Consider the following 12,352-nt stretch of genomic DNA (forward strand, 5'->3'; position numbering starts at 1 on the left):
GCACCAGCTGTCTTTGCCTAGGGAGGCGCCTACCCGTCGGTACGGCCCATTTCTTGCACGGGCAGCGTGCTAGCCCGCTTTTTCTGTATTTCTAGATGCTGACCATCTTCTCGTTCCCTCTCTTCCTGCTGAGCCTACTGGCTCCTGCCGGCCAAGGCCCCACTACCCCGGCCGCGCCTGCTCCTCCTGCCCCCGTGGAGTGGCAGCCCAACCGCCCCCTTACCTGGGCTGATTTCAAGGCCCGGCCCAACACCGACCGGCTAGCGGCCCTTACCTCATCTACCATTGATGCCAAGGTAGGCTGCATTGATTATCAGTTCTCAGCCAAGGTGCGAGCCGTATTTACGCCTACTGAGTCGTGGGTGCGCTACCCCGCTACGGCTACGGCAGCCTTGCTGAAGCACGAACAAACCCACTTCGACCTTACAGAATACCATGCCCGCAAACTGCGGCAGAAGCTTAGCTTAGTGAAGCTCGATTGCGAGCATTTGCAGCCCGCTTTCAACAACCTGACGAAGGTAGCTTTCCTGGAATGGCAGCGCGAAGAAGCCCGCTACGATCAGGATACTAACCACGGCCTGAATACGCCACGGCAGCTTTTCTGGGAGCAACAGGTACAGCAAAAGCTGCAGCAACTGGAGGCGTTTGCCGCAAAATAAGTCCACTAGTCTCTCAACACCTGCCTTAGCTGCGCACGATTAATTCGTGCTTACCCAGTAGCTGGGGCGGGTGCCAAGCTCTGCATCCAGTGCTTTTTGTCGCTACTTCTTGTAGGCTGGGTGCTACCTTCGCTAGCTCACCCTACTGCATATGGACTCTTCTGCTACAATAACCTGGTCCGATTTTGAGCGGGTTGATATTCGAGTAGGCACCATTCTGGAAGCTCGGCCTTTTCCGGCTGCTCGCAAACCTGCCTACCAGTTACTACTTGACCTGGGGCCAGAAATTGGCTTCAAGAAGTCTAGCGCGCAAATTACGCATCACTACCAACCTGCCGACCTTGTTGGGCGGCAGGTGCTATGCGTGGTCAACTTTCCTCCCCGGCAGATAGCCAACTTCATGTCGGAGGTGCTGGTGACGGGAGCAGCGGATGCCGAAGGACACATTGTTTTGACGGCGCTAGCCGCACCAGTTCCCAATGGTAGCCGCTTAGTATAACACTGCGCCCACACCTTACGGGTGGCTGGGTCCTGGCTGAGTGCCACCCTGCCGCACTTCGCGCAAGCCCAGCGTATCAATCACTACCCCGTAAATTTCGTCCAGGTCTTTGCCATGCACGGCGTAGTAGCGGTAGCTTTGTTGAAAGCTAGAATCGGTGACCTGGTAGCGCCACAAGAGGCTCTTTTGCTGCTGCACGTACATGGCCCGCGCCGAATCCATGGGTAGGCCCGTAGCATCAATGCGGGCTTCTAGCGTATGTAGCTCTACCAGCAGTCCTGCCATCTTGTCCTTCGGGACAAGTTGCGCGGGCGGCACGGCCTCATCAGGCTTCTCGCAGGCCGTAGCCAGCAGGGTAAGCAAGAGAGATAAAAAGACGAAACGATTTTTCACGGTCGCAAAGTTAGGAGGAACGCGTAGTTTTAGGCCCCATGAATCTTGCTCCTTCTTCACCCTTTCAGCAGCTTGTCCGGCGCCTGCGCCAGATGGAAATACGCATTCTAAAAGCGGTGGATGCGCAGTTGCAGGGCGATTTTCATTCCGTATTCAAAGGTACTGGCTTGGAGTTCGACGATGTGCGCCTTTACCAGTACGGCGACGAGGTGCGGGCCATTGACTGGGCCGTATCCAGCAAAGGTCACGGCACGTTTGTCAAAACCTATAAGGAGGAACGCGAGCAGCAGGTACTTTTATTGCTCGATGTGAGCGGTTCCCAACAGGTAGGCGCGGCCACGCGGCGTAAAATTGACGTAGGCCGCGAAATTTGCGGGGTGCTGGCGCTGGCCGCCGCCCGTCAAGATGCGCAGCTAGGCATTCTTGCTTTTTCTGATCAGAAAGAACTGTTCCTTCCCCCCGGCAAGGGTATTCGCCACGCTTACGCCCTCATTAAGCGGCTTTTCGCACTGGAACCTCAGAGCAAGCAAACCGATGTAGCTGCCGGCATTAAGCAGGCCTTGGGGCTTCTGAAGCGCCGCACCATTGTGTTGCTCATTTCTGACTTCATTGATACTCCTTACGAACGGGAGCTAATCATGCTGGCGCGTAAGCACGACTTAGTGGTGCTGCAACTGCTGGATCAGCGGGAACGAGAATTCCCTCCCCTGGGCATCATTCCTCTGCACGACCAAGAATCGGGGCGCACGGTGTGGGTTAACACTTCCTCGCGCGCCTTTCGGGCCCGGTACCGCGCTACGTACGAGCAGAACCGGGACCAGATTAGCCAGATCTGCCGGCGCCACCGCACGGAGTATCTTTCCATTGCCACCGACACTGACTTCGTTCCGCAGTTGGTGAACCTATTCCGGCGGCGCAACCAGCGTGGAGGCCGTGGGTAAGCACCAAGGCTGGTACTGGGTAGGCCTGGCTGCCCTGCTACGAAGTTCAAGCGCCGCGGCCCAGGTACCAGCCGATACCCTTCCGCGGGGCCGCTTTTTGCATCCCACCACGCGGGTAGGCGAGCTGGTGGAATATGAGTTGAGCTACCATCATGCCCCAGCGCTGGAAGTTATCTTCCCTGATTCGGCCGCCAAGTTTGGACCGTTTGAGTACGCAGACCGGCAATTCTTTCCCACGTTCACGCGACAAGGCCGGAGCCTCGACCGCACCGTGTACCGGCTGCGCACCTTCTCCCTAGACTCGGTACAGAGCTTGAGCCTACCCATTACAGTACTGCACGGCGCCGATACGCTTACTATTCCCACGGAACCAGCCACCGTGCGACTGGTACGTACGGCCCCTCCCATAACAGCCGGCCAAGTACCGGTACTCCGGCAGAACCTGCGGTTGCAGCCCGTGGAGCCTGAGTTCAACTACCCATACTGGCTAGCCGGGGCGGCGCTGGCACTGGCAATTGTGGGAGGCGTGGTGCTGGGATTTCGGCGGGGCTTACGCCTGCGCTACCGCCGGTACCGCCTGCGCAAAAACCATGTGTACTTTCTGGCCCAATATGCCCGCCACGTGGAGCGCTTCAACTTATCCCGCTCGCTCACCAATATGGAGCGCGCCATTACACTCTGGAAGAACTACCTCTCGGCCCTTGAGGATAGCGCCATCAGTAGCCTGACTACCCGCGAAATTGTGATTCATTACCAGAACGACGCCGATGTTCGACTGGCCCTACGCCTAGCCGACCGGGTTATTTATGGCAATCAGTTTTCGGAAGATGATACTGAAACTGACCTGGCCTTCGTGCTCCTACGTGACTTTGCGGAGCGGCGGTATTCCTTGGTGATGGATAAGCTCACCGTTGGCCGAAAGCAGCTAGCGTAACCTACTACTCCACGAGGAACGGGCGCCACCGGGAGGGCGTTAGCATTTGCCCCTTGTGCTACGCGGTTCTCCTACCTGTTCCCTTATGGCGCGGCCGAGCAACATAACCGATACTTTTGCGCTTTCTTCATTATACCGCACGCTATGCAACAACTCTGGGAGCAGCTTCTGGCGCCGATTCTTGATAGTGTGCGCTATGCCACGCTGGCTAGCTACACTTGGGAACAGCCGCGCCTACTGCTGCTCTTGCCGTTGGTGCCGTTGTTGTTTGTGGGGCGTTGGCTGCTGGCACAGCGGCGCCGCTCCCGCTTGGGCGTTGCGTTCGTGCGCGGACAGATACCTCGTGACTGGAGTACTTTGCTGCGCTTTTTACCCGATTTGGTGCTGGCCCTTAGCCTCGCGTTTGGTCTCCTAGCGCTGGCCCGCCCCCAGCGTACCGACGAGCGAGTAGTGCAAACCGGCGAGGGTATCGACATCCTGTTGGTGCTCGACGTATCGGGATCTATGGAATTGCAGGACCTGCGGCCCAACCGCTTAGAAGCCGCCAAACGAGTAGCGCGTGAGTTTATTGACGGGCGCCACGGCGACCGGATTGGGCTGGTCGTGTTTGCTGGCGACGCCTACTCACTGGCTCCACTGACCACTGACTACGATTTGCTGCGCGACAACTTGCAGGGTTTGCGCCTGGGCATGATTCCTAACGACGGCACGGCCATTGGCACAGCCCTAGGCGTGGCTACCAACCGCTTGCGCGATTCCCATTCTCCCACGAAAGTCTGCATCCTGCTCTCCGACGGTGAAAACACGGCTGGCAGCCTCGACCCACTCACGGCGACCCAGTTAGCCCATGCCTATGGGCTCAAGCTCTATACCATTGGGCTGGGCCAAGATGGCATTGTACCCTACGGCAAGGACGAAGCCGGCCAACCCCGCTTTGTGGAAACACGCCTCGACGAAACGACCATGCGCCAACTGGCCCAAGCTGGCGAGGGACAGTTTTTTCGGGCTACCGACAACGCTGGACTACGCCAGGTATTCGGCCGCATCGACCAGTACGAGAAGTCCGAAATAAAGCAGACCCGCTACCGCAATACCCGCGACTACTACCGCATCTACTTGTTCTGGTGCGTTGGGTTGTGGCTTGTATGGCTGGGGCTGAAAAACACTTTCCTTACCAACGCGCTGGAAGACTAGGCATTTACCAAGTTGCCTGGGAAACGCTAGCTTACTTTTTACTCCATGTTCATAGCCGACAATCTTCACCGCATACAACAAGATATAGCGGGTACGTCTGCCCGCCTAGTTGCCGTTACGAAAACCCACCCAGTGGCGCTGTTACAGGAGGCGTATGCTGCCGGCAGCCGCTTATTCGGGGAGAACCGAGTGCAGGAAATGTCGGCCAAACAACCCGAGCTACCCGCCGATGTAGAGTGGCACCTCATTGGTCATCTGCAAACCAACAAGGTGAAGTACATTGCTCCGTTTGTGCACACCATTCAGAGCATTGATAGCCTGAAGTTATTCGTGGAGATTGAGAAGCAAGCTGCCCGCCATCAGCGCGTCATTGAAGGCCTGCTCCAATTTCATATCGCCGCCGAGGAAACCAAAACGGGCCTTTCCCTTTCCGAAGCCGAGGTAATTCTTCAGTCAGCAGAGTTTCGAGCTGCTCAACATGTGCGCCTTACCGGCGTGATGGGCATTGCCACCTATACCACCGATGAAGGTCAGCTTCGCCAGGAGTTCAGAGAGCTACGCGGCTATTTTGAACACCTGAAAACCCAGTACTTCGCCGATGCACCCTTCTTCCGGGAAGTATCCATGGGCATGAGTTCCGACTACCGTTTGGCATTGGAAGAAGGTAGTACGCTTATCCGGGTCGGTAGCGCTATTTTTGGTGCCCGATAACCTTTTCTCTGTAGCTCGCAGCCTGGGAGGTCCCCCTTGTCGCCTGCGCTTTGCGAGTACCCTCACTTACCACACCTAAGTACTTTTATGACAGCTCGACTCATCATCCAACTGGCCGGCCTTTTAGGCGCTCTTAGCGTAGGCATCGGTGCTTTCGGGGCCCACGGTCTGCGGGCCATGCTCACGGCCACCAACCGTTTAGAGACCTTTGAAACGGCCGTACGCTACCAGTTTTACCACGTGCTGGCACTATTGGCTATCGGCATTCTTTATCAGGTGCGACCGGAGCTACGAGGCTTGGGCACGGTAGCCTGGCTGTGGTTGGGAGGCATGCTCATTTTCAGCGGCTCACTTTACGTGCTTTGCCTCACGGGCATTACCAAGCTAGGCGCCATTACTCCCATTGGGGGGCTGTTGCTTATTGCAGGATGGGTGATGGTATTTGTAGTAGCTATGCGCCAGCTGTAATAGTGACTTACAGAGCACCTCATACAAAAGGCGGCTCACCCTAGGGTGAGCCGCCTTTTGTATGAGGTGCTCTAGCTATGCAAAAGCTTAGGAAGCCTTCTTCTTTGCTTTGATTTTGCTGTCACCGATTTTGACTTTTTGCTTAGCATCTTTCGTGTCGGCGGGGGCCGATACGTCTGATGATGCTTTGGGGGCGGTCATCATGCTAGCATCAGCCGTGGCAGCATCCTTCACGTCGCCTACCAATGAAACCATAGCGTTGCCGCTAGCTGAGTTTGACTCGATAGTCAGCACTTTGTTCTGCATGCCGATTTTGCCGGCGCTGTTGAACTTGGCCGTAATGATGCCCGATTTGCCTGGCATAACGGGCTCTCTGGTCCAATCGGGGGTGGTGCAGCCACAGCTTACACCAATGTTAGAAATGACCAGGGGCTGAGTACCCGTGTTCTTGAACTTGAAAGTATGTTCAACGATGTCACCCTGCTTAATGGAGCCGAAGTCAAACTTCATTTCCTCAAACTGGATTTGCGGACCGGCTACTTTGGCTTGCGCATTAGCAGGTTTTACGGCGGCCGTCTGGGCCTGGGCCGCGAAACCTGTCACCGACAGCGACAAGGCCAGTAGGAGTACTTTTTTCATGGTCAGGAATATTGAATGCGTTGGAGTAAACAAAACTACGATTTTCGACTGCGGGGGCAAGTTAAGTGCCATTTTTTCACTCCTAGTGGGAGGGGCTCATGCAGCACAACCCCTAGCCCCCCTACTTTTGTTCGGTTAAGCCCTTGATTTTCTGCGCCCACAGGCGCAAAACTTAGTCAGCAGGCTCGTCGCCAATGAGCTTGGGGTTAAAGTTGAGCAGAAACAGCTTCTCGGAGGAGCGCGTGACGGCGGTATACAGCCAGCGGGCAAACTCCGAGTTGACCATGTCCTCCTTGAGGAAGCCGTGGTCAACAAATACCGCTTGCCACTGCCCGCCCTGTGCCTTATGGCAGGTAAGCGCATACGCAAACTTTACCTGAAGCGCGTTGAGAAATGGGTCTTTGCGCAGAGCGGCCGTGCGGTCTTTTTTGGTTTCGAGGTGGGCGTAATCTTCACTCACGGCATCGTACAGCGCCTTGTTCTGATCAGCCGAGAGGGCCGGACTATCAGTATGCAGCGTATCTAGCAGCAGCTTCACCTCCATGTCGGGCTCGTCGGGGTAGTCTACTAGGCGCACGCGCGCATCGGCAAAACGGAACCCAAATTCCTCGGTGCGCCGAATGATTTTTACTACCTGCACGAAGTCACCGTTGGCCAAAAAGCCTATTTCCGAGTCTTTGGGCAGCCAGAAGTAGTTGTTGCGCACCACCATGAGGTAGTCGCCCGACTCTATTTCATCTTCGGCCTCAAACAAGATGCGCCGGATGTACTGGTTGTACTGGTTGGCGTTCTTGTTGGAGCGGCAAATGATGGTGCTATTTTCGTGGCCGAAGTTCTTGTAGGCCCAGCGCAGTCCGTCCTCTAGCTTGTCGCCTTGCATAGAAAAGATATCGGGGTAGCCTTTAGTGAAGAACTGTATATGAGGTTCTTCCTCCCGAAGCTCCTCGCGCAAGACTGTAGCATTCATCAAAATACCCGACTCCTCGGCCTGGCGCATTACCTGACGCAGCTCCACCGAAGCTACATCGGCCCGGAAACGGTGGCGCAGTATTTCAGGATCGAGTGCTGGGGACACCAACTGCCCCACCGGGGGCAGCTGAGCCGTGTCGCCGATAAGTAGCAGGCGGTTGGTCGGCTTCTCGAAAACGTAGTTGAGCACATCGTCGAGCAGGCCGTTTTGACCAAACGCCTTTTCATCAGAAATCATGGATGCCTCATCCACAATGAACAGCGTATCCTGGGCCCGATTGGGCTGGCGCTGGAAAGTAAGCCCCTGGCTGGGCGTACCGCTGGTTTGGCGGTAGATCTTCTTGTGAATAGTGCTGGCCGCAACCCCCGAGTAGGTACTCATTACTTTGGCGGCGCGTCCTGTGGGGGCCATGAGCGTGTATTTGCGGCCCATGCGGTGTAGCCATTGCACCAAGGCACTCACCACAGTAGTCTTGCCCGTACCAGCGTATCCGCGTAGTACAAAGGCTTTGCGGCCGGGAAGCTGGTCCTTCAGGAAAACATCCAATTGCTGAAACAGCAACGCTTGGTCCTGGGTGGGCTCGTAAGGGAAATAGTCGCGGACGGAAGGGGTTCTGACAGAAAGCATAGCAGTGTAATCGGTAGAACAAAGCTACGCCGGTTTAAGCTCCGACGGCGCCTCCTGAATTTTTCTCCCCAAATCCTCCTAGCGGCGCTGGCGCTGCTAAGTTCTTACTTCACGGAGTACGTGCTGGCAGTACCTGATGTAGCTACGGAAGCTACTCTTCGCCACTTCAGGGGGACGTTAGGCGGGGAGACGTACCACAAATTCGGTGTACTCCCCTTCCCGCGAAGCTACGCTGAACGTACCGCCGTGGGCCTTCACAATGTCGTGGCTGATGGACAGCCCCAACCCAGTGCCTTCTCCAATGGGCTTGGTAGTAAAGAAGGGCTGAAACACCTTCGCTTGCACTTCCGACGCAATACCGGGGCCATTGTCGCGCACCCGCACTTCTACCCATCCTGGCTCAGCGTGAGTACTAAGGCTAATGGTAGGCTGGTAAGTGGAGTCGCCGGCCAGTTGGTGCTGGCACACGGCATACAGGGCATTGGTGCATAGGTTTAGCAACACTCGGCCCATATCGGCAGGTACTACGGGCACCAGCGGCAGATTGGAGGTCAGCTGCATATCAAACACAATGCTATCTACTTCTTCGGCAGGTACGTGGCTTTGGCAGGCTAGCTGCAGGTATTCAGAAATGAGTGCATTCAGGTTAGTAGGCTCGCGCTGTCCAGTGCCAGCCCGGGAATGCTCTAGCATGTCTTTGATGATGGAGGAAGCACGCATACCGTGCTGACTGATTTCTTGTAGGTTCTGCCGCAGCCCCGATAAGATTTCCTGCTCTAGTCCCGCGTTCTTTCCTGCGTCTCGGTGGTTTATATCATCCACCATACTGGTACTTACCTCGGCAAATTTCTTCATGAAGTTGAGGGGATTTTGCAGTTCGTGGGCAATACCGGCCGAGACCTCGCCCACGAAAGCCCATTTCTCAGACTGGACCAGCTGGTTCTGCGTCTTGCGCAGCTGCTGTAAGGTCTGCTTATGTATTCGCAACTGCCAGTAAATGAAGCCCCCCAAGCTACCTACTACTACCAATGCAATTAGCGAAACCGCCAGTAGTATGTTGCGCTGCTGTAGGCGTACTGCTTGCACTGCCCGCTCCTGCCGCAGATTGGCTATTTGCGCATTCTGTGCCTTTTCTATCCGCTCGCCGTCGTACTGCGCAACGTTGTAGCTGCCCCGGGCGGCATTGAGCGTATCAGAAAGAATGAGGTAGTCGCGGGCGTATTGCTGCGCAACGGCATCTTGCCTCCGCTTGCCATAAAAATCAAACAACCGGCGCATGTAGCGCCACTTCAGCACGGTGAGCTTAGCGGCCGTAGCTTCCTGTAACGCCCGTTGCCAATACTTTTCAGCTCGCTGGTAATCGTGGATAGATTCGTAATACTGCGCCCAAGCAGCATCCAGCTCAAACTCGCCTTGGCGGCGTCCCGTAATAGTCATGGGTAGGGAGTCTGCTAGATGCTGTGCTTCTTGCAGTACCAATACAGCTGGCTCAGGGTTGTGCATGGCCACTAACACCACGCTTTTCTGCACCAGTCCGTAGGCTTTTTCCTCCTGCCGGTTTAGGGAGGCCCGCCCCCGCACCGACAAGCCCAGATTGGCGTATTCAAGCGCTTTGGTGTAATTCTGCTGGAGTAAGTAAAGCTTAGAAATATTACGATAGGTATAGGCATCTACCCCTCTGCCACCCTGCTTGGCATACTCCTGCGCCAGCGTAATAGACTGCAATAAGTACTCTAGCGCCTTGCTAGTATTGCCCCACTCAGCATAATTGGCCCCGGCTACCTTCAATTCACTGATGTAGTAGCTGCGGTTAAAGTTCTTAAACAGCTCGGCCGACTGCAAAAAGTTGCTGATGGCCTGATCATAGGCCCCCTTACGGCGGTAGTACCCCGCCACGGACACGTAGCAGGCCGCCATGTTTTCTTGCGCATTATGAACGCGGTAATACGCTAACTTATCACGATAAAATTCAAATCGCTCTTCTATTTGATGGAGGCGGTTGAAGAGTGGTGCTATTTCAATGAGGATGGTAGGAATAGGATGACCAACGCGGTCAAATAGCTGTACGGCTTGCTTCACGTGGTGCAAGGCCTTGACGTTAGATTCGGGAATATTTTCGTCCCAATAGCGCATCGTCAGCTCCAACTGGCGGTACGGAGCGTCGTCGAGAGCGTGCAGCTGACGATTGAGCTTGTACAGTTCAGCAAATACGCCCAAAGCCTGCCGCCGCTCCCGGCTTTCATCCAAGCGGGTAATGTCGAGCAGATGTACAATCGTGCGTAGGCGGGCTGTATCGGTGCGTTGAGTAGCTAGGATATGATAGATAGAATCGGTTTCGGCATCCCAGTACCCGCGCTGTGCCAACAAAGGAATGCTGACTAGTAATAATAAAATGGTAATGAGATACTTCATACGCGAGAATATCGACCAGTGCTATCACGCCACACCGGCAAGCACGCTAACTCGTATGCCGACGCTACTGAGGCATACAGAGTGCAAGCACTAGCAAAAGTACTATTTTTCTCCGTCTTTACCCGCTGACTCTACTACTGCCATCGTGGCCGTAGCTTTGGCAATCAGCAGATTGTCGCACCACACCTCCGCCTCACAAAAATGCAAGCGGCGCCCCGCTTTTAGCACCCAGCCCACTGCCCGCAGGGTGCTTCCAATACCGGGACGGAGGTAGCTGGTCTTAAGTTCTGCTGTCACTACCCCCGTACCATCGGGAACTAAGGTTACGGCGGCAAATCCAGCTACCAAATCAGCCATGGTAGCTACTAGTCCTCCGTGCGTAAACCCACTGTGCTGCTGATGCTGCTGCTGTAAGGTAAGGGTAGCCTCCACGCGGCCGGGCTCAATCCGAGTGAGGTCGGCCCCAATATGATGCATAAAATGCTGGCGCTGCAACTTGAGGCGGATACGAGATTCTAATGATTCGTTGGGAGAAGCGGATTGTAAATCAGTCATACCTCGTAAAGATACTGGCCTAGGTGTAGGCCCACCAAATGCTGGGTTTGCGTATCTTACTAGGGCCTAGCAGGAATATTGTTTCCCTGCGCCGCTTCAGTTCTTCCCACGTATTTTGCTACTGCCTTTCTCTATGGAACAGTTCGATTATCTGCTGGCTGTTGCCCTGGGGCTGGGGCTGGCTGCTTGCAGTGGCTTCCGGGTATTTGTGCCCTTGCTGGCTGCAAGCTTGGCGTACCGCACAGGTTACCTGACGCCTGCGGCGGGGTTTGCCTGGCTAGGCAGCTGGCCGGCCGTGGCAGCACTGGGCACAGCCACTGTGGCCGAGCTTCTAGGGTACTACGTGCCAGTGGTCGACAATATTCTGGATACAATTATGGGTCCGGCATCTTTTATTGCGGGCACTATCCTCATGACGTCCGCGCTACCTGACATGGCACCCATGGTACGCTGGAGCCTGGGTATCTTGGTGGGCGGCAGCACCGCGGGCCTTATCCAAACGGGCACTACGCTGCTACGGGCAGGATCTACGGCCACGACTGCGGGCCTGGGTAACCCCGTCCTAGCCACCCTAGAAAACATACTGGCCATTGTGGGGTCCATCTTAGGGTTGCTGCTGCCATTGTTGATGGCCGTGTTGGCACTAGCGGGGGTAGTATGGGTAGGGAGTCGGCTGCGCCAATGGCGCCGACGGCGGGCGGCCCGTAGGGCGTCGGCAGTGTATCCGGAGCCAGCAGGCTAAGCATCTAAAGTGTGCTATATTTCAACCCGATGCCCCACCTTTGCCGTACGCAGGGGTCCGGCACCTGCATACTATAGGCCGGCCACTGCTTACTAATGGCTGACTTTCCTCCTTCTTCCCCCGATTCTTCTCTATTGCGTGCGTATGCCGGCCAAGCCCGGGTGCGCGTTTGTGGACTACTGGTGCGCGATGGTGCACTACTGCTAACTGCTCACCGAGGCATGCTGCCCAATAGTCTTCCGTTCTGGTCTCCGCCCGGTGGAGGGTGGCAATTCGGAGAAACCCTGCAAGAATGCCTACGCCGGGAGTTCCGCGAGGAAACTGGCCTGGACGTGACGGTAGGACGCTTTTTGCACTTGCACGAGTTCCGAAGCGCCAGTCTTCAGGCATTGGAGCTTTTCTTCGAGGTACTAGCGGTAGATGCTGCCGCGGTTCCGCAGCTAGGAACTGACCCTGAGCATACTACCTCTGACCAGCTACTAACCCAGGTAGAATTCGTTCGGCCCCGGCACTTAGGGCTGCTACTGCCTACCCAGGTGCACCCGGTTTTGCGCGACATTATCAGCCCCGATGACGTGTTCATTCCTCAGCTACGCTTTCAGTAGCTT

The 12,352-nt window shown here is 55.7% G+C and carries 14 protein-coding genes; 9 read left to right on the top strand and 5 right to left on the bottom strand.

The window, feature by feature from the left end:
- The first annotated feature begins 95 nt into the window (after positions 1–95).
- Together CHB83_RS11850 and CHB83_RS11855 are read left to right on the top strand one after the other, a co-directional pair.
- Positions 96–659, top strand: a complete 564-nt coding sequence (locus CHB83_RS11850; protein ID WP_089332769.1) for a DUF922 domain-containing protein — start codon at positions 96–98, stop codon at positions 657–659.
- Positions 660–810: 151 nt separating this feature from the next.
- Positions 811–1,158 (top strand): tRNA-binding protein, encoded by a 348-nt coding sequence (locus CHB83_RS11855; RefSeq protein ID WP_089332770.1) that lies wholly within the window; start codon positions 811–813, stop codon positions 1,156–1,158.
- A 15-nt stretch (positions 1,159–1,173) separates the two neighbouring features.
- On the opposite strand, the gene CHB83_RS11860 is transcribed toward CHB83_RS11855, so the two are convergent.
- A complete protein-coding gene (locus CHB83_RS11860; protein WP_143437122.1) occupies positions 1,174–1,551 on the bottom strand; it encodes a DUF4296 domain-containing protein in 378 nt (125 codons plus the stop codon).
- A 38-nt stretch (positions 1,552–1,589) separates the two neighbouring features.
- On the opposite strand from CHB83_RS11860, the gene CHB83_RS11865 reads away from it, so the two are divergent.
- The 5 genes from CHB83_RS11865 to CHB83_RS11885 all read left to right on the top strand — a co-directional run bounded on the left by CHB83_RS11865 (position 1,590) and on the right by CHB83_RS11885 (position 5,799).
- Positions 1,590–2,492 (top strand): DUF58 domain-containing protein, encoded by a 903-nt coding sequence (locus tag CHB83_RS11865; RefSeq protein ID WP_045688990.1) that lies wholly within the window; start codon positions 1,590–1,592, stop codon positions 2,490–2,492.
- Positions 2,485–3,426, top strand: coding sequence for a hypothetical protein (locus CHB83_RS11870; protein ID WP_143437123.1), 942 nt, complete (start codon positions 2,485–2,487; stop codon positions 3,424–3,426). Before CHB83_RS11865 ends, CHB83_RS11870 begins: the two co-directional genes overlap by 8 nt.
- 144 nt (positions 3,427–3,570) lie before the next feature.
- Positions 3,571–4,620 (top strand): vWA domain-containing protein, encoded by a 1,050-nt coding sequence (locus CHB83_RS11875; protein ID WP_245855335.1) that lies wholly within the window; start codon positions 3,571–3,573, stop codon positions 4,618–4,620.
- Between the two features lie 45 nt (positions 4,621–4,665).
- Positions 4,666–5,331, top strand: a complete 666-nt coding sequence (locus CHB83_RS11880; protein ID WP_089332772.1) for a YggS family pyridoxal phosphate-dependent enzyme — start codon at positions 4,666–4,668, stop codon at positions 5,329–5,331.
- 87 nt (positions 5,332–5,418) lie between these two features.
- The gene (locus CHB83_RS11885; protein ID WP_089332773.1) at positions 5,419–5,799 is read left to right on the top strand and encodes a DUF423 domain-containing protein; all 381 of its coding nucleotides are present in this window, start codon (positions 5,419–5,421) and stop codon (positions 5,797–5,799) included.
- Between the two features lie 87 nt (positions 5,800–5,886).
- Here CHB83_RS11885 and CHB83_RS11890 read toward each other — a convergent pair whose 3' ends face one another.
- From CHB83_RS11890 to CHB83_RS11905, 4 genes are all read right to left on the bottom strand, one after another.
- Positions 5,887–6,438: a DUF1573 domain-containing protein gene (locus CHB83_RS11890; RefSeq protein ID WP_072144748.1), complete on the bottom strand. Its 552-nt coding sequence runs from the start codon at positions 6,436–6,438 to the stop codon at positions 5,887–5,889.
- A 172-nt stretch (positions 6,439–6,610) separates the two neighbouring features.
- Positions 6,611–8,035, bottom strand: a complete 1,425-nt coding sequence (locus CHB83_RS11895) for an ATP-dependent DNA helicase (protein ID WP_089332774.1) — start codon at positions 8,033–8,035, stop codon at positions 6,611–6,613.
- A 177-nt stretch (positions 8,036–8,212) separates the two neighbouring features.
- Positions 8,213–10,447 carry a tetratricopeptide repeat-containing sensor histidine kinase gene (locus tag CHB83_RS11900; protein WP_089332775.1) on the bottom strand — a complete coding sequence of 745 codons (2,235 nt, stop codon included), beginning with the start codon at positions 10,445–10,447 and terminating at the stop codon, positions 8,213–8,215.
- 102 nt (positions 10,448–10,549) lie between these two features.
- Positions 10,550–11,002 carry a PaaI family thioesterase gene (locus CHB83_RS11905; protein ID WP_089332776.1) on the bottom strand — a complete coding sequence of 151 codons (453 nt, stop codon included), beginning with the start codon at positions 11,000–11,002 and terminating at the stop codon, positions 10,550–10,552.
- Between the two features lie 133 nt (positions 11,003–11,135).
- On the opposite strand from CHB83_RS11905, the gene CHB83_RS11910 reads away from it, so the two are divergent.
- Positions 11,136–11,744 carry a DUF4126 domain-containing protein gene (locus tag CHB83_RS11910; RefSeq protein ID WP_089332777.1) on the top strand — a complete coding sequence of 203 codons (609 nt, stop codon included), beginning with the start codon at positions 11,136–11,138 and terminating at the stop codon, positions 11,742–11,744.
- Between the two features lie 95 nt (positions 11,745–11,839).
- Complete coding sequence (locus CHB83_RS11915) at positions 11,840–12,349, top strand: NUDIX domain-containing protein (protein ID WP_089332778.1); 510 nt, start codon at positions 11,840–11,842, stop codon at positions 12,347–12,349.
- The last annotated feature ends 3 nt before the right edge of the window (positions 12,350–12,352 follow it).

This window comes from Hymenobacter mucosus (assembly GCF_900188255.1).
GTDB lineage: Bacteria > Bacteroidota > Bacteroidia > Cytophagales > Hymenobacteraceae > Hymenobacter > Hymenobacter mucosus.